Consider the following 19,948-nt stretch of genomic DNA (forward strand, 5'->3'; position numbering starts at 1 on the left):
CCCAGGATGGGTTGACCGGTGAACGGATTTTATGAACAAATTCTCTCTAAACCGCCCAAATCAACTTCTGCTTCTCACAGATATCCTTCATTAGCGTACGCTGTGATCCATCCTTGAAGCGAACAACAATCACATTACCATCCTCTTCAACGATGACTCCCTCTCCAAAGGTCTTATGTTCCACCACTAACCCTGCAGCCAAAACGCTATCGTCGATTGATACCCTATGGGGAACATCTTTCAAATTTTTCCCCTCAAGGACTAAGGCTACCTCACAAACAAAACGGGAAACTTTGACTCGTTTATTATGGTAATAGTCCATCGAGCATAAGGTCAACTGTCTCTTTGCCCGAGTCATCCCTACATAGAAAAGGCGTCTTTCCTCTTCTAACAATTCTTTCTTTCCGCTTTTTTCTGCGTTTACGGTCTCCCTCTCAGGAATAATACCTTCGACAAGATCAACGAGATAGACCTGTTCCCATTCTAAACCCTTCGCTGAATGGATGGTCGAGAGGGTCACGGCTTTACTGTGCTTATTCTTATAGGAAGACTTCATTTGCTCTTCAAGGAATGTCAGGCGATTGGCAAAATCCACTATGGTCGACTCATTCTGAGCGATTGATATTAAAATATCCATGAGACCTTCGAGATACTCCTCGGAAAAACCTAGCGAGTCACAAATTTGCCCTATAGCTTTATCATACTCCAGCTCGTTTCGGATAAAACGGATAGCCTTAGAGGGAGACAGTGAATTAAGCACCTTAAACTGTTTCTTAAGCTCTAAGTATTCAAGTCTACGTTTCGGTGTAACTTCCGGATACTCGGCAAGTATATCGAAGAGTGATCGATCGATTTGCATTTGCTTGAGATCATCGATCTGTTGTTTTCGAATAGGGCAACTCAACTTGGTCCAGATGCGCTCCAAGACAGCCAAGCTTTTGTCACTATAAGAGAAACGCAGGAAATTAAGTATATCCTGAATCGCCCAGTGCGAGAAAAATCTCTGTTTCCCCGCCTCTCGCATATAAAAAGGAATATTGGCCCTACTTAACTCTTCTGCTAATCCAATCGCGGATAGATTATTACGGTAAAGTATCCCAACCTTAGACAAATCCTTTTGGACTTTCAGTTTCTCGATAATAAACTGATTTTGTTCCCTTATTCCTTTGAATTGTCCAATTTGAAGGACCTCTCCCTTAGGGTTCTTTGTGAACATCTCCTTATCAAACCGTAACGTATTGGAACGGATGAACCTAGAGGATACATCTACGATTTGGGGAGTAGAACGAAAGTTTTGTTCCATACGGAGAATCTTCGCCCCTGGATAATTCTGTTCGAAGTCTAATAAATACTGTGGATCTGCCGCTCTAAATCCAAAGATACTTTGGTCATCATCACCAACGACGAAAAGGTTGGATTTAGGTTTTACGACAATTTCTATAATCTTATGCTGCAAAAGAGACGTATCTTGGCTCTCATCCGTCAAAATATAGGCAACACTCTTTCTGTAAGACTCCAGACACTTAGGGTTTTCTTTCAACTCCTGAAACGCAATAGAAAGCATATCGTCGTAATCGATCAGCCGTGGATGGCAGTCTCTCTTGTACTCCTCATAGTCGTGATAAATTAATGAGAAGTTCTTGATTTCATTACTCTTAAGCTCTTCAGGCTTTTTTAAAGTGTTTTTTACATAGCATATGGTGTTCTGAAGCCCTTCGAGTTGCTCGTCCGTAATAGTAGAAAAGTTATGCTTCTGATAGATTCTACGAAGAACTCCAATCTTGCTTTCTGTACCTTTTTGTTCCTCAATAATCTTGAACTGGGTGTTTTTTTGGCGAAAAGCTGAGCGAACCACCTCATAGGCAAAACTATGGATCGTTGAAAACTGGATTTTACCATTAATCATTTCTCCAAAGTTATTCACAAACCGCTCCTGCATTTCCTTCGCGGCTGCCCGACTAAAAGTAAGGCAAAGTATCGTTCGAGGGTCTACTTTTTTCACAAGAATTAAGTAAGCTAGCCGAACAGTTAGGACCATCGTCTTGCCCGCACCAGGAACAGCTAAAAGCAAAAGAGGCCCCTGGTCATGGACAACGGCCCTCTTTTGCTGCTGTGTTAAATTAAATCCTTTTGCTTCTATCCTATGAAAGAATTCCTTTACTTTTAACAAATCTATCTACTCCATTATTGCGACTTCCTCAATACACAATGAACCTTTAGAATATTTGAGAAAACCATGCTCTATATTTAGCTCTATACTTCCCGTTTCATTCAAATATTCAACATAGGATCTTAACATCCTTTCGATGACTGCATATCTATAGGTGCTCTTTACTTGAATGTCAAACTTCTTTATGGCAGCCTTGAAAATATCTTCCATAGTCATAGCACCGTCTATAAGTTCATATATCTTTGCAGCTCGATTCTTGTAGTAATTAATGTTATCGTTAATGAGTTTTGTTATATCATTATATATCCCTTTGTGTGCCACGACATATTGACTGCACTTAAGATCATGCAGCTTTACTTTACTTTTTAAATCTTCTCTGAGTATGAAAGCGTAGGCCATTTTAGCCCCTGCCATTACATCATAGCTAATGAGGGCATCACCTAAATACGCTACATCATCAGGAGTAATAATGCATATATGTGCTGGGCTATGTCCTGGTGTATGAAAAATTTTAAATTCATAACCACACATATTAATTCGATCTTGGTTATCCAAAATCATGATATCAGTTTCGCAAACCATATCTTCATAGTGCTCTTCAACAACTGATAGAGTTTGGGTACTAAAATAAGCCTTAAGATTGACTGTTGAACTACAAACGAGTGCCTCATAGGCTGACATAGCAATTGTACAGTTATATTTGTTCTTAAAATAGGCATTATTTCCGATGTGGTCAATGTGAGAATGACTGCAGATAATACTTGCGACCTTAAAATTGTTCTTTGCTAGAAGCTCATCGATTCCTTTTCTCTCTCCTTTTGCCCATCCGGAATCCAACAAGATAATTTCTTCTTCGTTCATTTTATAAAAAGGAATGTAGGTCATTCCCGTATCAATGCAATAGGTATTTCCCTTGATCTCTTTGATTTCCAAGCGATTTCCTCCTAGAATTTCATCCATCACACATTATAGCAAGTATCAACCTCCATTGCATCTCGATTTTGAAAGAACTCTTTTGTAATAGTGGAAGGCCCCTGAGAACTAGACATACTCAGGAGCCTTCCACTTCTTTGATCCATTCCCACTGACAGCATATGATGCAAAAGAGATGTTCCTTAAATTGATAAGTGCATCATCAAAACCATTCTATATCCATTTTATGGGATACCATCTAACAGTTGCTCCAACATTTGCGTTCGAGGTATTGCATTTTCAATTTTCGGTTTCAATAAGTACAAACTCCAGTAATTTAAAGCCTATTTTCAGTGAACTTTCCAATATGTTAACGAAGAAGTAGAATCTACCCCACACCTCCTGCCCTTGCTACAACTTATTTTTGACTTGGCATTACAGTGTATATCTTCATAGAATACAGATTGAAGTATAACTTCGAAATCGCCGCCATACTTACGATATTCGTTTTCCAATGTGACAAAGCACTGGGTACAGCTCGTTATTATTTTTTTAACCCCCAATGAATGCCAGAGTGCAATATTTCTTTTAGCGATTAAACGCGATAGATCTTCAAAACCAGCCTTCCTTGCTTTCTCACCACAACACCAATTTTCTTCACCTAATATGGCCATATTTACATGAGCATCTAGGAGTAAGCTCTTAATGGAATGAATTGATTCTCCTGCAGACTCGTCAGATAGTCTACAACCAGGAAAAAACAAGTACTCTGGATTAGGCTTATCTATCAATGTTGGGATCCACATTTCCCTAGCATAACTATATCCCATATTCTTCAAACCTTCTTTCACAAAGATTTCGCCCCTGCGCTTTCTACGCCGTCTTGCTTTTATGTTGACTTTCAATTGTATTCAGAATCGAAGCTAAACCTTGCTTGTGTGCGTAATATACCTTTTTATTACATTTCTTTGCCACAGCTTTCGCATCCCACATACTGCTATGCGAGCAGACCGATTGTACTATAATTACATAATCAGCATCTTTAATAAGAATTTCCATGCACTTTTTATTTCTTTGCTTAGGTCTCCCATCATGGAAACCAATCACCATATCCTCAACTTTACTTAAGGACCCTCCGTATCTTTCGAGATTATATCCCCCAATGATTGCAATTTTCATTGAATTCACCTCCTTGGATTTTTTCTAGAAACAGTAATAGCCTCTTTAAGAATCCCATTGCCTTTAATGCACAAAGAATAGCTTCATCATAAATCAAAAAGTCATGGCTCCACTCATCGAAAGTGGAGCCATGACTAAGTCCATTCATGGCTTGGAAATCCACCTCCTTTTCAATCGTGAAGGCCTACCCATTTCTGAGTACACCCGAGGGCTTATTGCCCTGGCCGAAATACCATGGATTACTCTTTAGGTCGTTTCGGCTCGGAGAAGAATATGAAATTAGTAACATTTAACACGGAGGAGAAAGTAAAAATTAATTATCCATTTTCCATAGACTAGCACGCACTATCTAAAACTAACTAGAATCATACATATGGTAATTATACATTCGTTTATGTTCTTTTACAATAGTTTTTATTATCATATATTGTAAGAGGAATGTCGAATTAGCGCTTATCTAGGGCAATAAAAGAACCCCTGACGCTCTCAGGGGTTTGATTTGATGGTTACTCTGACATTAGTCTCTTTTCACCCGATATCTCTTGGATCGGCTTAATATTCTGTGTGACTTCCATGATACCTAGATACTCGCCTGCCGCATTTCTAACGGCAAAGTATCGGATATAAACAAACATTTCTCCCATCTTAATCCAGAATTCCTCATGGTCTTTTTTACCCGATTTTAGTTCTTCGACGATCTTCTCCACGACATGAACACTTGCGGGTGGATGGCAATTTTGAACTTCCCTTCCAAGGACGGTCTTGGCCCGCGCGAATATCCGCTCTTTTCCCTGGGTGAAGTATTTTACGGTTCCATCCTTACCGACAAACGTAATATCCAGTGGCAGAGTGTTCAGCATGGCATTGATTTCTTCTGGCAGAAGGAGGCCCGCATCAAATTCAACATACCTATCATGGACCGGTCCTTCTCCCTGCTCCTTTTCCCCTGTTGTTTCGTTTTCCCTCTTCAGCTGGACGGGCTTCCAAGCTCCATGTGGCTTCGCTAGGGTATAACCAATTTCGTCGCTCGCTTCCGCGATTTGAACCCATTCCTCGACGGAAAAGGTCTCGAGTACCATGGGAAAGAGAATGTTTTCTTCTTTAAATATCATCTCTGGAATTCGAGTAGCAACTTCCTTCCCCTTTTCGAGTACTGATTCTTTACTTAGCGGATCGCCTGCTAAAAGTTTCCGAGTTTCTTTAATGGCAGCCCGTATTTCGTCATCGACCCCCCACATGACTTTTGGAGGAGCGGTAATTCCGTGTTTCTCCATGATAGGAAACAGTAGATTTTCCTTACGACTATAATGCTTATCGATTTCCCAGAGAGTCTCAAAGCCTTCTTGAAGTTGGTGTATAGTTTCCACACGTCCTGAGTCACTCAAGCTTTCTAGCCCGGGCAATATTTTATCATTGATCAACTTTTCAAGTTCTCTATTCTCAAGCTTGAAAGTATGCACAGGATGCCCTGGAGCATCTTCATCCTTTTGGGGGCTATGAATTTCTTCAATCGAACCTTTAAATACTGCTGCATGCACGTCACAAAGTCCCTGTATTTCTTCTACAGGCATTCCTTCTAAGATCAGAGCTTGTTCCATTTCAGATATTTCGCTCGGAGAAATTCCTTCGATCAGCTTTTCGAAGCGAGATTTTACCTCTTCAACAGTCTTACCCTTATGCAAGTCAGTAATCAGTTCTTTTAGAATTCTTTGACGGTGTTCACGGTTGTTGAATAATTCACTCATCCTGTTTCACTCCTTATTCTTTGATTTGATACCCTTTACTTATAAAGACTTCTTTCAGTTTATCCAAACTAATCTTTTTCATGACTGCACCTTTGGGAAGGGTCATTAGGCGTCCTGCAGTGCTTAACATTCCTGGGTTAGTAATCCCTTCAAAGCCTAATTCCTTCATGATGTCAATGACCTCTGGATCTTCTGTACAAATCTCATAAACCGTCTTGGATAGGTCAATCATCTTGCTCATATGAATCACCTCTTCTTTATTAAGGTCATCATACCAGATAGTATAGAACTCTAGCTGTGATTTCGCTCATACTTTTAAGTAAAAAAAGCATCATTGGAAAAAACGAAGGAAGCTAGATAACCGTCCCATTGTTTCTAAAAAAATAATTCAAAAGAGGCTTCGTTCATAAAACCTTGAACGAAGCCCCTGGCTGTCAGTTAAAGAAGAGCACGTAATGATCTACCTAGCACCAAGAGAGATAGTTTATTACCTAGCTATAATCTTTCGACTCATAACCAAGCAGAATCGCCACCCCAGTTGATGGTTCGTTCGACCATACTGGATATCTACCCGACCCTACTTAACCTTTCGGCTAAATAAGACCGATAAATTCATATATAGGTATACACCCTACAGTGTATGTCTATATACAAAAAATTTCAAAACCCAGGATGATCTTCGCTCGACCCTTGAAGATAAGTTGGAACCCTTAGATAATCAACGATTAAGTCGACTAGCTAAAAGCTTTTCCCTACCCCCAAGAATTTTCTCTCTGACAACTTATAAACTTTCGCCTATAAATTATCTTTGACTCGACCCACATACACCTCTTTGACAAAGCATATATAAATCTTGGCTCAACCATTACGTACCCTTCGAGATTATAATGTGCTTTTTCTAGGTTAAATATACGCTTACTTGCCTGAATTAAAATGACTTCTTCGCTAAATTAGCGAGCTATCATCCGTTGTGCCCGTGCCGCTGGACGGCTTTTCATAAGCAGCCCAATCAAACCTGCAAGAAGGGGTAGAAGAAAGATTATAGAAATCGCTGTTTGAAGCCCCCAAAGATCAGCGACGCGACCAAGCAGGATAACCGCAAGACCACCAATCCCACCAGCAAATCCCATGGTTAAACCTGCTGCCATCGCCTTGTTATTTGGAATGACTTCCTGAGCAGCAATTACCGTCACAGAAAAACTTGAAAGTAAAGCCGCACCGGCTAAGGCTAGAAAAACAACACTTAATATTCCTTGTGTTTTGAGAAAGGTAAAAAATAGAGGGGTTGAAATTAGAAGAGAACCGACAATCAAACGCTTACGTCCAAAAGAATCCGAGATAAAGCCACCAATAATCCCACCGATAGCCCCTGCCGCTAGCATTATGGTGACCAAATGACTGGCTGCAATATTGGATAAATTTTGCGATTTAAAGTATAGAGGAAGCATCGTTAACATTCCCGTATAAGCTAAAGAACGAACGGCAATCACCCCAACAATCGCTATAAGTTCCTTGGCAGCAGATTTAAGTGATAACATAACCTCAGAGAATTCAGGGGCAGTACCTGCTAAGACATCACTGCGTGGGGCAAAAAAGAAGAGCAGGATCGCGACGAAAATTCCAGGGACCACCGTAACTAGGGTGGCGTGTAATCCATACGTCTGAAATAGGGGAACTAAGAGAAGCGGTCCTAACGCAAAACCAAAATTGCCGAAAGCAACAAAGCCCGAAAGTAAAACGGCTTTACGATCCCCACTTAAAACGTTAACCATCGTTGAGGCCTGGGGGTGAAAAGCAGCCGTACCGAGGCCGGCCAGAGCCGCCAATGTGACAAGAACGCTATAATTCTCGACAATGCCTGTTATGCTGAGCATAATTGCCATCCATAATGTCCCGACATAAACAAGCCAACGTTTACCCTGGCGATCTAAATAATAGCCAAAGAAGGGTTGAACCAGTGATGAGGAGATCGTAAAGGCAGCAACCAGAATCGCTGCCCGCGTAGCTGTAAAGTTTGAATTCAAAACGACTAGAAACGGGAGCATCTGCGGAAGAAAGTTACTATACATATCATTGAGCATGTGAGCTAAAGATAATACTCCGATTTTGGAGTATTGAATCGGTTGTTTTATGTTCATAAAATAAAATCCTCTCCATAATAATGCCTATGTTCTTATTTGCGGGAAGTTATTGATCTTACTTAGGTGCCCTTATGATCATGATTAAGATCTTGATAACGTGTCAAGAAAAAATCAAAATTTGAAAGTCGTAGACAAATGTCTTCCGCTTGATTTCTAAGCGCTAGCTCTCCTTTCGTATTATCGTATACCATTTTCGCTTTTGACCAGTATCTATCAGTTTCCAACTTGTTTCGACCCAACCGTTTTTCTCCATTTCTTGCAAACTTCGATATACAATGGCACAGTCAGAAAAACAGTGAGGAAGTTCGGTTTCCATTCTAGTCAAAAGCAACGCTCCATAAGATGGACCTTCGACCAATAAAAGCAATAATAAAGCCGGAGTATGTCGACCATTTTCAGGGACATTATTTTTCACCATAAAACTATTTTAAACCGTATGCCCAGCCTCTTAGACCTTGTTTCATATGATAGATGTTACTGAAATTGTGCTTTAAGAGAACTCTTAATGCTGCAGGGCTTCTCCCCCCTGATGCACAGTGAACTAATATTGGAGAATCTTTATATTTGTTAAGTTCATTAATTCTTGAAGCAAATTCTGCTACAGGGATAGATTTTGAGCCGGGTATATGTCCTGATTTAAACTCTTGCACAGTTCTTACATCGATAATTATTACACCGTTGTTTGCTTTAATAAGTTGGTGCGCTTCTTCAGCTGAAATATTTTTTATATTCTTGTTACTAGCTAAGGAAAGCTTCGGATATAGGACAAAAATCAAAAGACCAATGATGAGAATGAGAAATGTATAGTCTTGCATTTAAACACCCCATAATTATAATTTTCGGATACGGAAATATCTAGTTCGTATCCATTTATATCTCCATTATACCACCGGGGGGTATAATGGCAAGGGTTTTTACAGATGCTTTTTGATTTCTTCCGGAGAAGCAACTCGTCCCATAATTTTGACTTTCTCATCGACGACTAATGCTGGGGTCTTCATCACACCATACCCTAAAATCTGCTTAAAGTCCTCTACCTTCTCGATTGTTGCATCAAGCCCCATCTCTTTTACTGCTTGTTTGGTGTTTTCCTCTAATTTTTTGCAGTTTGCACAACCTGAGCCTAAAATCTTAATAATCATTCTAAACGCTCCTTTTTGAAAAATATATTTAGAATCAATTTAGATCAAAACTTTAAATAAAGAAAATGGCAATAGCATTTAATAGATAGCCTATAATAATAATCCCAACTGCTACAATTGCAATAAATATCCCTAAGAGTTTTGGCTTCACCACTTTAGATAACATGATTATAGACGGAAGAGATAATGCTGTAACCGCCATCATAAAAGCAATAATCGTTCCTGGTTCGACCCCTTTTCCAAAAAGTGCCTCTGCAATCGGAATCGTCCCAAAGATATCTCCATACATTGGGATTCCTACAGTGGTTGCTAGAAGTACAGCAAAGGGATTGTCATTTCCAATCACCATTTCAATCATGGTCTGGGGTATCCAGTTATGAATCGCAGCACCAATCCCTACACCAATGAGCACATATAGCCATACCCTATGAAATATCTCAATAACTTGGCTCTTAGCATAGGATATCCGCTCCTCCCGGGTCATCTCAAGAATCTCAGCATCCGTATTTTCAATTTCACGCACATATCCTTCGACGTAGTGTTCGAGTCGAAACTTATCCATCAGTATTCCACCTAACACAGCTAATATCAAACCAACTACGACATATGCGATTGCGATTTTGGCCCCAAAAAACGACATCAAAATAAGGAGTGAAGCCAGATCTACGAGTGGAGAAGAGATTAAGAAGGAAAATGTAACACCTAAGGGAAGTCCTGCCGACGTAAAGCCGATAAAAATCGGGATGCTGGAACAACTACAAAACGGGGTAATTGTACCCAGTAAAGCCCCTAGAATATTTCCCTTAATTCCTGTGATTCCCCCAAGAAGTTTTTTTGTTCTTTCTGGAGGAAAGAAGCTTTGGATGTATGATATTAAAAAGATAAGTACCGACAGTAAGATAAAAATTTTAACTGTATCATAGATAAAAAAATGAATACTTCCACCTAAACGTTCAGTAATTGATAACCCAAAAATCTCCTCAACTAATAACCGAATAAGTTCGGACAACCACGTCATTTTCAAGAGTTGATCATTTAATATACCGAAGAATCCCACCATTATCTCCATATACTTTCCTCACCCAGCTTCCAATAAGACATATATATTACTTATACATTTTTCGTGCTTTCCAAAATAGAAGTTTATTTAATTCCTACTCCACCTTTTAGCTTTTCTCTAAAATCCATGAAGTCTTAATGGCACAGGATTCTAAATAAACATTAGCCTCTTTGCTTCTTTCTGAATCCCGTTGAAGAACAGGATAACTTTCAATATTACGAACGATTCCCTGTAGTATTTCCTGAAACAATGCATTCTCTAAGGTTAACTCATAATAGAAAAATTGCTCCCGCCTCTTAACCTTGACCAGTCCAATATCCCGTAGCTTAGCTAAGTGCTTAGAGACTTTAGGTTGAGACTCTTCCAGGATTCCATAAATCTCACAAACACAGTATTCCTTATGGAAAAGCAAAACCAAGATTCTTAGACGTGTCTCATCCGATAGAAGTTTAAAGAAACCAGTAAGTTTATTCATAAACACCTCCAAATATAATACATATATACGCATATGCGTATATATGTATTATATTCTCGATTTATTATTGAGTCAATATCGGATATTCAGCAATACCGATTCATCTATCCGACAAGCGCGACTTTTCACTGCATTAATCACTCAAACGAAAAAAATTGAACTTCGAAAAACAGTGACAAAACTCCGAACGAAATATGTCATTTCACAGTTCATACTTTTGTAACAAATCCAATCCCTCCACCTGATATAATCCAATCATCAAAGGATAATAAATAGTAAAAATATTTAAGAAATAAGAAAGAGGCGTTATTTTATGAAACAGTACTGGATTAAGTATTCGTACTTTTTTACACTTTCCTTCTTTATTCTAGGCTTTTTTAATATTATTTTCGCGTGGATGGGTTTTTTCTGTCTTATCATGCCCTTTGTATTTGCTGCCAAAGATAAGAAAAATTCATGGTGTCAAGGTTATTGCCCAAGATCTAATCTCTTTACCAAACTGTTCAAGAATATTAGCCTTACTGGAAAGCCCACCCCAAAATTTCTTTTAAATGGGACGGCAAGAACGGTAATGGTAACTTATTTCTCTCTTAACTTTTTTGTAATTTGTATGTCAACCCTGATGGTTTTCCTAGATAAACGAGAACCTCTTGAAAAAATCAGGTTTTTAATGGCTTTTAAACTTCCTTGGAATATCCCTCAGCTTTTGAATGTTGGTGTAATGCCTGATTGGGCAATTCACTTGGGATTCCGTGTTTACTCTATGATGTTTACGACAGTAACCATTGGTCTTTTACTCGGTTTATTATACAAGCCCCGAACATGGTGTACGATATGCCCAATGGGCACCTTAACTGATATGACCTTAAAAAATAAACAAACTTTAAAACCTGTTGTAAAGAACCTCCAATGAAAAATGTTAGGTCTGGATTGTACTAATCTAGACCTAACATTTTTTCTTTTATTTTTTATAATAAGGATTTTTTTGTTTCTCTATCTGACGAAGTTTAATTGCTTCAGCAAGATCAATCATTTCAAAAACTCTTTGTTTTTGATTGAATATAAAACCTTTGATCCATCTTTCTTCCCTTCTACCATACCCTGACTTTTCAGTACTGTAAGATGTTGAGAAGTGCTAGACTGTTCACAATTAAGATTGGAAAGAATAATACGAAAATCAAAAAAAAAACGCAAGGGTATCACTCCCTTGCGTTTTGTCGTCCTTATCCATAAATCTATTGCAACGTCTTAAGAGTATTGCCTTTGAATTTCAGCTATCGCTGGGCTGTAAGTAAGCCATCCTCCACTCAGATTTTTGACTTGATTGAAGCCATGTTGGTGAAGAATTCTATAGGCGATATATCCTCGAAGCCCAATTTTACAATAAACAATAACTTTCTTATCCCTGGGGATTTCTGCTAAACGAATCCTAAGCTCGTCTACTGGGATATTTTTTGCACTCTGAATATGGCCGGCTTCATATTCCTCTTGTGTCCGTACGTCAATAATCATTGTATCTTCAGGATCAAGGTTATGAAGTTCATCCCATTGGATAACTGACATATCCCCGTAAAGTATATTACTTGCGACGTAACCCGCCATATTTACTGGGTCTTTCGCTGAGGAAAAGGGTGGTGCATACGCTAATTCTAATTCAGTTAAATCATAAACAGTGTCTTCACGTCGAATAGCTCCTGCAATGTCATCAACACGCTTATCTACGCCATTAGAGCCTATGATTTGTGCACCAAGAATCTTACCATTATCGGAGCGAAAAATAAGTTTAATCGACATCATTGATGCGCCTGGATAATACCCTGCACTGGATCCAGAATGGGTAAATGAAACCTGATAAGGTATTCCTACGCTCTTCAGTAACTTTTCATTCGCACCTGTAGACGCTACGACAAGATCAAAAATCTTAACAATTGACGTTCCCTGTGTCCCCTTATATTCAGCCTTTCGTCCAGCTATAATATCAGCAACAATACGACCTTGCTTATTAGCTGGACCAGCCAAAGGAATAAGTGCTGCTTGACCCGTTACCCAATGTTTAACTTCAATGGCATCCCCAATCGCATATATATCTGGGTTAGACGTTTGAAGTTGCTCATTAACCTGAATCCCACCAAGCTTCCCTATGGTTAATCCTGCATCTTTAGCAAGCTTCACTTCTGGTTTTACCCCTATCGCTAAGATAACGACATCCGCAGTAATGTGTTTACCGCTTTGTAGTAAGACTCCAGTCTGTTCATTGGTTGATTTAAATCCCGCTACACCATCTTTTAAGATTATGTTGACTCCACGGCTCCGTATATAGCTGTGAACATTGGCGGCCATTTCAAAATCAAGAGGGGCCATCAATTGGTTACTCATTTCAACAATGGTGGTTTGAACATTTCTTGCAACGAGATTTTCCACCATCTCTAGGCCGATAAATCCTCCACCGATAACTACTGCCCTTTGAGGTTTCTTGTCGTCCAAAAATGATTTGACTAAATCAATATCTGAAACGTTCCGAACAACAAAAGCGTTGATTTGATCTAGCCCTGGGATTGGTGGACGAACAGGCATCGACCCTGGAGAAAGCACCAGCTTGTCATACGCTTCTCGATACGTACGACCGTCCTTTTCTTGGATTTCAATTTCTTTTTTCTTCGGGAAAATACTCAAGACTTCACTATTTACACGTACATCTATCTTGAATCGTGTTCTCATTCCCTCTGGAGTTTGGACAAGAAGATGATCTCGGTCATTGATCACTCCACCCAAATAATACGGTAACCCACAGTTTGCATAAGAGATATACTCACCTCGTTCAAACAGGATTATCTCCGCATCTTCATCTAAGCGCCTCAGTCTCGCCGCAGCGCTCGCCCCGCCTGCAACACCACCAACAATTAAAACTCGTTTCTTCATTTTATTCACTCCTTTGTCAAATACTCTTTTTTTACTGCCACAATGCCAAAAAAGACATCAGCAAGATGGTGTTCCTTAGTCACTTCAAAACCCGAAGCCGTCAACAGCTCCATCACTTCTTCTAAACTAATTCGATGGTCAATCGGCGGCCCCATTTCGGTTCGCTTCTTCTCCCAGTCAACCACGGCTATTCTCCCTGCAGGCTTAACTATTCGATTAGCTTCCTTAAGAAACCGCTGCTTGTCTTCAATCTCATGAAGTACATTAACAATAAGTGCAAAACTCACAGATTCATTAGGTAGCTTTAGGTCATATTCTTCCGTCTTTATAGTAACAACATTTGAAAAGCCAGCTTCCCAAGCTCTGCTTTCAACCTCGGTTAGCATTTCTTCGGAGGTATCCAACGCAAGTATCTTATTTGTTTTATCAACAATTTCAGCTGCTGGAATTGTAAAGTATCCTATCCCACATCCAAGGTCGGCCAGTGTATCTTCAGAAGCCAGGCCTAATTCTTTCAAGGTTGGGATTGGCGGTACGTTCTTTTTCCGCCAATCGCTTTGAAGTTTGTCTTTATTCTCCGGATTAAACTTATGACTCATAATTTCCTCCTAGCAAGACTTTATTATTGAACCTTTAATTCGTAAGACAAGGTTTACTGTTAATCAGAGATTACTTGGTGTTATTGTAAAACTATACGCACACTTTGGACAAGTAACGGTAATAGTTCCTTTATTAAGTGGCACCCTCATCTTGGCATGGCATTCTTCACATTGAATGACTCGGTGATCGACAAGCTCAAGAATTTTTGCTTTATCTAATCCGACCACTACATCGTCACCGATAAGAAACGTGGGGACTCCACTAATATTCCTACGCATTAACTCGGAACGAGCTTGATCATCAACATTGATATTCTTTTCTACAAAGTGAATTTTATGCTGCGAAAGGAACTCCTTCGCCATAGTACAGTATGGTCAGGTTTTCGTTGTAAACATAATTACGTTCTTCATCACTATTCTCCTTACTCCAAGTTATTGAAAAGGGCTTGGTATATTTTATCAGTCTCTTTTCCGTCACAGAAAGTAGCACATTCTTTAAACGTCTTAAGGAACTACCCTGCAGGTCTAGCTATTCTCTCTTTGCCAGTTCAGCTTTGAGTTCAGCTATAGACTGAGTCAACGCCACTGTGTCCGCCTGATATCTTTGTACTTTAACCCCACCGATGTGCAGTCCAGTCTGCTTAAGAACGTAGTTTTTTTCTTCTTCCAATTCCTCGATTTCCTCTTCGAGTGTCTGCAAGCGCCGCTTGATGTCGGCTAGACTCAGGTCATTTAGGTCATCCAATTAAAAACACCTCCAATTATTTAATGCTACCAAGCATTGATTTCATGGAATTGTAGGTCATTGGTCCAACAAGCTTCCGTTGAATCACTCCTTGAGAGTCGATGATAAAGCTGGTCGGAATAGATGCTACATCGTACGACTTACTAACCTTCCCGGTTTCGTCCAGAACCACTGGAAATGTAATATCATTTGCTTTCATAAAACTTGTTACATCTTCCCTGCTCTTTTCTGTATTGGTTAAATCAACAGCCAAGATTTCAATTCCCTTGTCCTTTTGATCAACATAGAATTTTGCCATATCGGGCATTTCTTGGCGACAGGGTGGACACCAACTTGCCCAGAAGTTCAAAATTACTTTTTTCCCTTTAAGACTTGAAAGTTTTATGGGATCTCCTTCTACGCTTTTCAACGCAAAATCCGGTGCTAAGTTTCCTTCTTCAAAACCTACTATTAATTGGTTTGTGTTAGAGGAAGTCGCATTCGATTTAGAGTCGGTATTTTGGGCACTATAGAATCCCCAAATAACCAAGCCAATAAAAGCAGCAACTGCTAAGTATTTCTTCATTGCTTCACGTCTCCTCTAGCTCACAAAATACGTAAATCTGGATAACCAAGCACTAATCTTCTGTAATTGGCCAGAGTACAATAATAGCCCCATACCCACCAAAATCCACCCGTTAATAGTAGAGAGCAACCCTAAGCGTCGATTAATGGATTTTACAACTTTAAAAGAATACGTGATGATTATGGAAATGGCTAGAAACGGGACTCCCAGACCCAGGGAATAAACTAAGAGCATAAACATTCCGCTATAAACCGTATTTCCAGAGCCGGCCAGTAAAAGGATAGACGATAAGGCCAATCCAACACAGGGAGTCCAGCCCGCTCCAAACGAAATCCCTAGGATGAAGGAACGCCAAGCTGAGGTCTCCTTCTTTTGTTTTCCTTCCCACCGTTTTTCCATCATCAGAAAACGAAGTTTCAGCACTCCTGCCATTTGTAAACCGAAGACGATAATTAATACTCCACTAACCTTCTGAATAAAATCTCGATTGTGAGCAAATAGACGGCCCACAGCACTAGCGGATGCCCCCATTATCACAAATATTATACTAAAGCCAAGGATGAAACTGATCGAACGAATCAATAATAGGCGTTTAGAAACCTCTATCCGATTATCAGAGAACGTTGAACCCGTAAGATTTGCTACATAAGCAGGAATCAAAGGAAACACACACGGTGATAGAAACGATAAGATTCCTGCCGTGAACGCAAATAGAACGGAGACCTCCTCCATAAAATTCCTCCCCAAACATCTTAATCAGCCCGGTTCTTCGGCCACCAAAAATCGATAATAATGCAAAATGCAGCAAGTATTAGAATGATGATCTGCAACTCGGAAAAGCCCAACCAAAAATACCGTTTCAATGGACTCAAAAACGCAATGAAAACCTGGCCAAGACTAAACCATATTAACGCCTGATTCAGGTCTCTAAGGTTAGCTGTACCTTTATCTTTCCTAAAGTAAAGTCGATACAGAAGTATTAGTAAAAGGATCTGACTCCCATAAACCCCTACCGTTTGTTGATTCCCCAAAAGAGCAAATAGTGAGTACACCATCATCCCGACTAAAGAGCCAGCAGCTATTAAATCCCCGTAAACCCCAATCAAGATATGCTCTTTCTTTGAATGATAATAGAAATATAGAAAAAGGAGAATAATTGCGAGCCAGATCCCAAGTTCTCCCCCAGAGTAGTATATGATCGATAAAGGATTGGTTACTACTCGCACCGGATCAAGAAGAAGTAGGCTGAATTTCCATGTTAGCAGTGCAATAACTATACTCTTTTCAATCGCTTCAATGATTCGTTCTTTAACTATTTCTTCTAAACCCGTGATTCTCTTTAAACGGTACCTTGCAACAAAATACCCGACGAAAACGGAAAGAATGATGACTAACCACTGAAGTTTGAGTACAAACGGTCCAAGTTGAAGACTAGAATTCATCTTTATTTTTATCCCCGTCTAAAAGTTTTTGAAGGTTTTCGATTTCCTCTTCTAAATCCTCTAATTGAATAATCATTTCAGGTTTAACTGAGTGAGCTGGCAAACGAGCTCGCAGGTCACTTAACGACATCTGCAGTTTTTGGAGATTCACTTCATTAATTGTTTTCTGATTTTCACCCATGGGCACTTTCCTTTCCCCCATCCTCACGGAAAGTAATCGCTCCCTGCATACAGACATCTACACACTCTTCACATTCAATACATAATTCGGAATTAACAATCGCCTTATGTGCCACCATTTGAATTGCGTTTTGTGGACAGGTATGAACACAGCGTTGACACCCACGACATAACTTCTCTAAGATATACGCCGACATCAAACCCCTCCCTCTAGCGTCCTCTTCCAACGCTCACTTCGTCTTACTTAATACTTATACTTTCCTGTAAACCATGCTCTATCCTCTAATAGCCAATTTTTTGAATTTGATCGTCATAGTACTCTAACCCTAAAGTGAGTAATTTTTTAATGGGTCGGCAATCAGGTCCCTGTACACGACCTGTTCGATTTTTTGCAATAGCCCCACATCCGCCACCACAGATTAAACTAACGTCACAGTCTTTACACTCTGGGATGGTTAGGATACTACGTTCTTGCCATTCTTTAACTTCTTGATCTTTAATCTGGTACTCCGGATAAAAAGTGCCTAATTTATATTCATCCTGTCCAGCGGACGCAGTACATCCATAAATGTCTCCATAGAGATCGAAGACCCATTCTGTTTTACACGCGGGGCAGGTATCGTACGTAGGCAAGTAAAGTTCGCTGGTCTGAACGAGATAATTGATTCCTTTAAATTCTGGGGTATGAAATTTCTTAAGAATTGGGGATTTTTCTGCTAACTCCATAAACATCGCCCAGTGCTCTGCATGACCTAATAGGTGCTGAGGAGTTGCATAACACTCGAATAATTCATAGTTACGACCAATAGCCGTTTTAAAACGTTGGGGGGGAAGATCAAGCCAACCTCGACTATCCAAATCTTCAGCCAAAAGCACCAAATCCTCAAAATTTGTCTTATCCACTACTGTGCGAAGATTAATCGGCACTTTCCTTTGGATTACTTCTTCGAGCCCCTCCATAATCCTATCATAAGTACCTTGACCGCCCGCGGTTGGGCGGCGTTGATCATGGACAGGTTTGGGACCATCAAGCGTAATTTGGATTTCCTTAATCTCAGCCCGCCCCAAGATATCCAGATATTCCTTTAGATCATATCCATTTGAAACAGCCGATATAGCATATCCTTTACGGGCTGCTTCTTTGACGATATAATCAATCATTTCCTTTTGTCTCGTTGAATTTTGTAAAGCCTCCCCACCAAATAAGGTGATAAACGGCTTTTGATCTGGAAATTGCTTGCCTAAATGTCTAAAGAAAGCGTCGACGGTATCCTTGCTTACCAAATCTTTTTTATGCTTAATCCCGTTTTCATAGCAATAGGGACAGGCTAGATTACAAGTATACGTGGGTACAAAAAGAACCTGAGGTGCAGTCTCATGAAGCGCTTTATTAAACTCCGGCCAACGCTCTTGCAGACGTTGGTCTTCAGCGGCCTTATCTAAGTAAAGGTAACCCCTCCTTTGCAAGTAACTCATGAACTCTGAATCCTCGACTGATTCTCCACGCTTCAAGGCCATCAGTTTCTCATAATCTTCTTCAGGGACAAGGTCAAATCCTCCCGAAAGCGAGTTCAAAATTGCATAAGGGAACTTTTGATTCTCTTTCATTGGTAAAATCAAATTATATTGACTAAAGTACATTTTCCCACCCATTTCTCATTAAAGTTCTTATCTTTTAAATAATCAATATGCTTCTTCTCCATATATCTTCACCACTAAAGGGTAAAATCCATGTTAAAAAGGCGACAGAACCTTTCTGCCGCCACACGAATCAGTCGTGACAACCCGAGACGATTTGGGAAGACTTCGAGCAACATTGAGCAACGGTGAGTGCTAGACTTGTGTTACAGCAGGCCGAAGATGTTGATGTGATTGGACGCATTCTTTCTCACCCCCTTTCAAGTAAAAACTTGAGTTACAGCAAAAAACTACAGAGAAAATATAAAGATCCTAACACCAATTAGGTTTTTCGCCCTTGAAAAGTACGACTAATCATTTTATACCCATTTTTCATATAGCGCCGTTCTTTAAACACATCTACTTTAGAAAAACCCGCTTGATTTAGGGCAGCTTCATATTCCTGAACGGTAATCGCTCCCCCAAAGCAGTCCGCGACGGCTTTGGGGTCTTCTCTTATTTCCTGTGGCAGAGGCAGCTCTGTCATGATATCTGAAACCACAAAGCGCCCGCCCTGCTTAAGAACACGATAAATCTCATGATAGACGGCGACTTTATCCTCGACATGGTTAATCGCGCAATTACTTAGAACCGCATCTAAACTATCATCTTCTAAGGGAATATGATCCATAGATGCTAAAAGAAACTCAACATTTTGGATCTGTTCATTATGAGCCCGTTCCTGAGCAAATCCGATCATTCGAGGAGTTATATCGAGCCCCCAGGCGAATCCCTTTGGACCGATACGTTGAGCTACTTCGATAGTTTCTCCACCACGTCCACAGCCTAAGTCAAGAACCTTTTCTCCCATTTTCAGTTCCAGATATATAATATTCCCGCCACAACTCAAATTCGCATTTACATCTTCAGTTGTATACCTTTTCACAATCTCGAAAGTCGACACGTTTTCCTCCACTCCCCAACCCTCTACGGGGTATACCACTCTCTTCATCTAATATATTGCATACAGCAAACCTCAAGTGTTTAAAGCTACATT

At 39.9% G+C, this 19,948-nt stretch carries 24 protein-coding genes and 1 riboswitch; of the genes, 1 reads left to right on the plus strand and 23 read right to left on the minus strand.

Going from position 1 to position 19,948, the window contains the following annotated elements; genetic code table 11:
• Window positions 1-46 precede the first annotated feature (46 nt).
• The 12 genes from ACZ42W_RS11805 to ACZ42W_RS11860 form a co-directional block, all read right to left on the minus strand.
• Window positions 47-2,170: an ATP-dependent helicase gene (locus ACZ42W_RS11805; protein WP_464165552.1), complete on the minus strand. Its 2,124-nt coding sequence runs from the start codon at window positions 2,168-2,170 to the stop codon at window positions 47-49.
• Between the two features lie 6 nt (window positions 2,171-2,176).
• Window positions 2,177-3,103 (minus strand): MBL fold metallo-hydrolase, encoded by a 927-nt coding sequence (locus ACZ42W_RS11810; RefSeq protein ID WP_464165553.1) that lies wholly within the window; start codon window positions 3,101-3,103, stop codon window positions 2,177-2,179.
• Window positions 3,104-3,432: 329 nt separating this feature from the next.
• Entirely contained in the window at window positions 3,433-3,933 is a 501-nt protein-coding gene (locus ACZ42W_RS11815) for a heterodisulfide reductase-related iron-sulfur binding cluster (RefSeq protein ID WP_464165554.1), read from the minus strand.
• Between the two features lie 22 nt (window positions 3,934-3,955).
• Window positions 3,956-4,261 (minus strand): DUF2325 domain-containing protein, encoded by a 306-nt coding sequence (locus tag ACZ42W_RS11820; protein ID WP_464165555.1) that lies wholly within the window; start codon window positions 4,259-4,261, stop codon window positions 3,956-3,958.
• A 146-nt stretch (window positions 4,262-4,407) separates the two neighbouring features.
• Window positions 4,408-4,540, minus strand: a riboswitch (molybdenum cofactor riboswitch).
• A 227-nt stretch (window positions 4,541-4,767) separates the two neighbouring features.
• Window positions 4,768-6,006, minus strand: coding sequence for a DUF438 domain-containing protein (locus tag ACZ42W_RS11825; RefSeq protein WP_464165556.1), 1,239 nt, complete (start codon window positions 6,004-6,006; stop codon window positions 4,768-4,770).
• Between the two features lie 13 nt (window positions 6,007-6,019).
• Window positions 6,020-6,247 carry a DUF1858 domain-containing protein gene (locus ACZ42W_RS11830; RefSeq protein WP_464165557.1) on the minus strand — a complete coding sequence of 76 codons (228 nt, stop codon included), beginning with the start codon at window positions 6,245-6,247 and terminating at the stop codon, window positions 6,020-6,022.
• A 709-nt stretch (window positions 6,248-6,956) separates the two neighbouring features.
• Complete coding sequence (locus ACZ42W_RS11835; protein WP_464165558.1) at window positions 6,957-8,144, minus strand: MFS transporter; 1,188 nt, start codon at window positions 8,142-8,144, stop codon at window positions 6,957-6,959.
• Window positions 8,145-8,307: 163 nt separating this feature from the next.
• Window positions 8,308-8,565 (minus strand): PadR family transcriptional regulator, encoded by a 258-nt coding sequence (locus ACZ42W_RS11840; protein ID WP_464165559.1) that lies wholly within the window; start codon window positions 8,563-8,565, stop codon window positions 8,308-8,310.
• A gap of 4 nt (window positions 8,566-8,569) precedes the next feature.
• A complete protein-coding gene (locus ACZ42W_RS11845; protein WP_464165560.1) occupies window positions 8,570-8,962 on the minus strand; it encodes a rhodanese-like domain-containing protein in 393 nt (130 codons plus the stop codon).
• A gap of 99 nt (window positions 8,963-9,061) precedes the next feature.
• Window positions 9,062-9,289: a thioredoxin family protein gene (locus ACZ42W_RS11850; protein ID WP_464165561.1), complete on the minus strand. Its 228-nt coding sequence runs from the start codon at window positions 9,287-9,289 to the stop codon at window positions 9,062-9,064.
• Window positions 9,290-9,341: 52 nt separating this feature from the next.
• Window positions 9,342-10,358 carry a permease gene (locus ACZ42W_RS11855; protein ID WP_464165562.1) on the minus strand — a complete coding sequence of 339 codons (1,017 nt, stop codon included), beginning with the start codon at window positions 10,356-10,358 and terminating at the stop codon, window positions 9,342-9,344.
• Between the two features lie 97 nt (window positions 10,359-10,455).
• Window positions 10,456-10,824 carry an ArsR/SmtB family transcription factor gene (locus tag ACZ42W_RS11860; RefSeq protein WP_464165563.1) on the minus strand — a complete coding sequence of 123 codons (369 nt, stop codon included), beginning with the start codon at window positions 10,822-10,824 and terminating at the stop codon, window positions 10,456-10,458.
• Between the two features lie 313 nt (window positions 10,825-11,137).
• On the opposite strand from ACZ42W_RS11860, the gene ACZ42W_RS11865 reads away from it, so the two are divergent.
• Window positions 11,138-11,737: a hypothetical protein gene (locus tag ACZ42W_RS11865; protein WP_464165564.1), complete on the plus strand. Its 600-nt coding sequence runs from the start codon at window positions 11,138-11,140 to the stop codon at window positions 11,735-11,737.
• A gap of 335 nt (window positions 11,738-12,072) precedes the next feature.
• On the opposite strand, the gene ACZ42W_RS11870 is transcribed toward ACZ42W_RS11865, so the two are convergent.
• The 11 genes from ACZ42W_RS11870 to ACZ42W_RS11920 all read right to left on the minus strand — a co-directional run bounded on the left by ACZ42W_RS11870 (window position 12,073) and on the right by ACZ42W_RS11920 (window position 19,855).
• Complete coding sequence (locus tag ACZ42W_RS11870; RefSeq protein ID WP_464165565.1) at window positions 12,073-13,743, minus strand: FAD-dependent oxidoreductase; 1,671 nt, start codon at window positions 13,741-13,743, stop codon at window positions 12,073-12,075.
• Window positions 13,744-13,748: 5 nt separating this feature from the next.
• Complete coding sequence (locus tag ACZ42W_RS11875) at window positions 13,749-14,342, minus strand: class I SAM-dependent methyltransferase (RefSeq protein WP_464165566.1); 594 nt, start codon at window positions 14,340-14,342, stop codon at window positions 13,749-13,751.
• 63 nt (window positions 14,343-14,405) lie between these two features.
• Window positions 14,406-14,753 carry a glutaredoxin domain-containing protein gene (locus tag ACZ42W_RS11880; RefSeq protein WP_464165567.1) on the minus strand — a complete coding sequence of 116 codons (348 nt, stop codon included), beginning with the start codon at window positions 14,751-14,753 and terminating at the stop codon, window positions 14,406-14,408.
• A 118-nt stretch (window positions 14,754-14,871) separates the two neighbouring features.
• Entirely contained in the window at window positions 14,872-15,087 is a 216-nt protein-coding gene (locus ACZ42W_RS11885) for a hypothetical protein (RefSeq protein WP_464165568.1), read from the minus strand.
• A gap of 16 nt (window positions 15,088-15,103) precedes the next feature.
• A complete protein-coding gene (locus ACZ42W_RS11890; protein WP_464165569.1) occupies window positions 15,104-15,652 on the minus strand; it encodes a TlpA disulfide reductase family protein in 549 nt (182 codons plus the stop codon).
• A 15-nt stretch (window positions 15,653-15,667) separates the two neighbouring features.
• Window positions 15,668-16,384 (minus strand): cytochrome c biogenesis CcdA family protein, encoded by a 717-nt coding sequence (locus ACZ42W_RS11895; RefSeq protein WP_464165570.1) that lies wholly within the window; start codon window positions 16,382-16,384, stop codon window positions 15,668-15,670.
• A 20-nt stretch (window positions 16,385-16,404) separates the two neighbouring features.
• The gene (locus tag ACZ42W_RS11900) at window positions 16,405-17,094 is read right to left on the minus strand and encodes a hypothetical protein (RefSeq protein WP_464165571.1); all 690 of its coding nucleotides are present in this window, start codon (window positions 17,092-17,094) and stop codon (window positions 16,405-16,407) included.
• Window positions 17,084-17,275 (minus strand): histidine kinase, encoded by a 192-nt coding sequence (locus ACZ42W_RS11905; protein WP_464170982.1) that lies wholly within the window; start codon window positions 17,273-17,275, stop codon window positions 17,084-17,086. Before ACZ42W_RS11905 ends, ACZ42W_RS11900 begins: the two co-directional genes overlap by 11 nt.
• Entirely contained in the window at window positions 17,268-17,471 is a 204-nt protein-coding gene (locus ACZ42W_RS11910; protein WP_464165572.1) for a DUF362 domain-containing protein, read from the minus strand. Before ACZ42W_RS11910 ends, ACZ42W_RS11905 begins: the two co-directional genes overlap by 8 nt.
• Before the next feature lie 85 nt (window positions 17,472-17,556).
• Window positions 17,557-18,915: a radical SAM protein gene (locus ACZ42W_RS11915; RefSeq protein ID WP_464165573.1), complete on the minus strand. Its 1,359-nt coding sequence runs from the start codon at window positions 18,913-18,915 to the stop codon at window positions 17,557-17,559.
• 319 nt (window positions 18,916-19,234) lie between these two features.
• Window positions 19,235-19,855 (minus strand): methyltransferase domain-containing protein, encoded by a 621-nt coding sequence (locus ACZ42W_RS11920; RefSeq protein ID WP_464165574.1) that lies wholly within the window; start codon window positions 19,853-19,855, stop codon window positions 19,235-19,237.
• Between the last annotated feature and the right edge of the window lie 93 nt (window positions 19,856-19,948).

This window comes from Desulfitobacterium elongatum (assembly GCF_055378975.1).

Excerpts from the sequence above, each read along its gene's own strand:
- ACZ42W_RS11820 (WP_464165555.1), bottom strand. The coding sequence starts at position 4,261 with ATGAAAATTGCAATCATTGGGGGATATAATCTCGAAAGATACGGAGGG.
- ACZ42W_RS11825 (WP_464165556.1), bottom strand. The coding sequence starts at position 6,006 with ATGAGTGAATTATTCAACAACCGTGAACACCGTCAAAGAATTCTAAAA.
- ACZ42W_RS11830 (WP_464165557.1), bottom strand. The coding sequence starts at position 6,247 with ATGAGCAAGATGATTGACCTATCCAAGACGGTTTATGAGATTTGTACA.
- ACZ42W_RS11835 (WP_464165558.1), bottom strand. The coding sequence starts at position 8,144 with ATGAACATAAAACAACCGATTCAATACTCCAAAATCGGAGTATTATCT.
- ACZ42W_RS11840 (WP_464165559.1), bottom strand. The coding sequence starts at position 8,565 with ATGGTGAAAAATAATGTCCCTGAAAATGGTCGACATACTCCGGCTTTA.
- ACZ42W_RS11845 (WP_464165560.1), bottom strand. The coding sequence starts at position 8,962 with ATGCAAGACTATACATTTCTCATTCTCATCATTGGTCTTTTGATTTTT.
- ACZ42W_RS11850 (WP_464165561.1), bottom strand. The coding sequence starts at position 9,289 with ATGATTATTAAGATTTTAGGCTCAGGTTGTGCAAACTGCAAAAAATTA.
- ACZ42W_RS11855 (WP_464165562.1), bottom strand. The coding sequence starts at position 10,358 with ATGGAGATAATGGTGGGATTCTTCGGTATATTAAATGATCAACTCTTG.
- ACZ42W_RS11860 (WP_464165563.1), bottom strand. The coding sequence starts at position 10,824 with ATGAATAAACTTACTGGTTTCTTTAAACTTCTATCGGATGAGACACGT.
- ACZ42W_RS11865 (WP_464165564.1), top strand. The coding sequence starts at position 11,138 with ATGAAACAGTACTGGATTAAGTATTCGTACTTTTTTACACTTTCCTTC.
- ACZ42W_RS11870 (WP_464165565.1), bottom strand. The coding sequence starts at position 13,743 with ATGAAGAAACGAGTTTTAATTGTTGGTGGTGTTGCAGGCGGGGCGAGC.
- ACZ42W_RS11875 (WP_464165566.1), bottom strand. The coding sequence starts at position 14,342 with ATGAGTCATAAGTTTAATCCGGAGAATAAAGACAAACTTCAAAGCGAT.
- ACZ42W_RS11890 (WP_464165569.1), bottom strand. The coding sequence starts at position 15,652 with ATGAAGAAATACTTAGCAGTTGCTGCTTTTATTGGCTTGGTTATTTGG.
- ACZ42W_RS11895 (WP_464165570.1), bottom strand. The coding sequence starts at position 16,384 with ATGGAGGAGGTCTCCGTTCTATTTGCGTTCACGGCAGGAATCTTATCG.
- ACZ42W_RS11900 (WP_464165571.1), bottom strand. The coding sequence starts at position 17,094 with ATGAATTCTAGTCTTCAACTTGGACCGTTTGTACTCAAACTTCAGTGG.
- ACZ42W_RS11905 (WP_464170982.1), bottom strand. The coding sequence starts at position 17,275 with ATGGGTGAAAATCAGAAAACAATTAATGAAGTGAATCTCCAAAAACTG.
- ACZ42W_RS11910 (WP_464165572.1), bottom strand. The coding sequence starts at position 17,471 with ATGTCGGCGTATATCTTAGAGAAGTTATGTCGTGGGTGTCAACGCTGT.
- ACZ42W_RS11915 (WP_464165573.1), bottom strand. The coding sequence starts at position 18,915 with ATGTACTTTAGTCAATATAATTTGATTTTACCAATGAAAGAGAATCAA.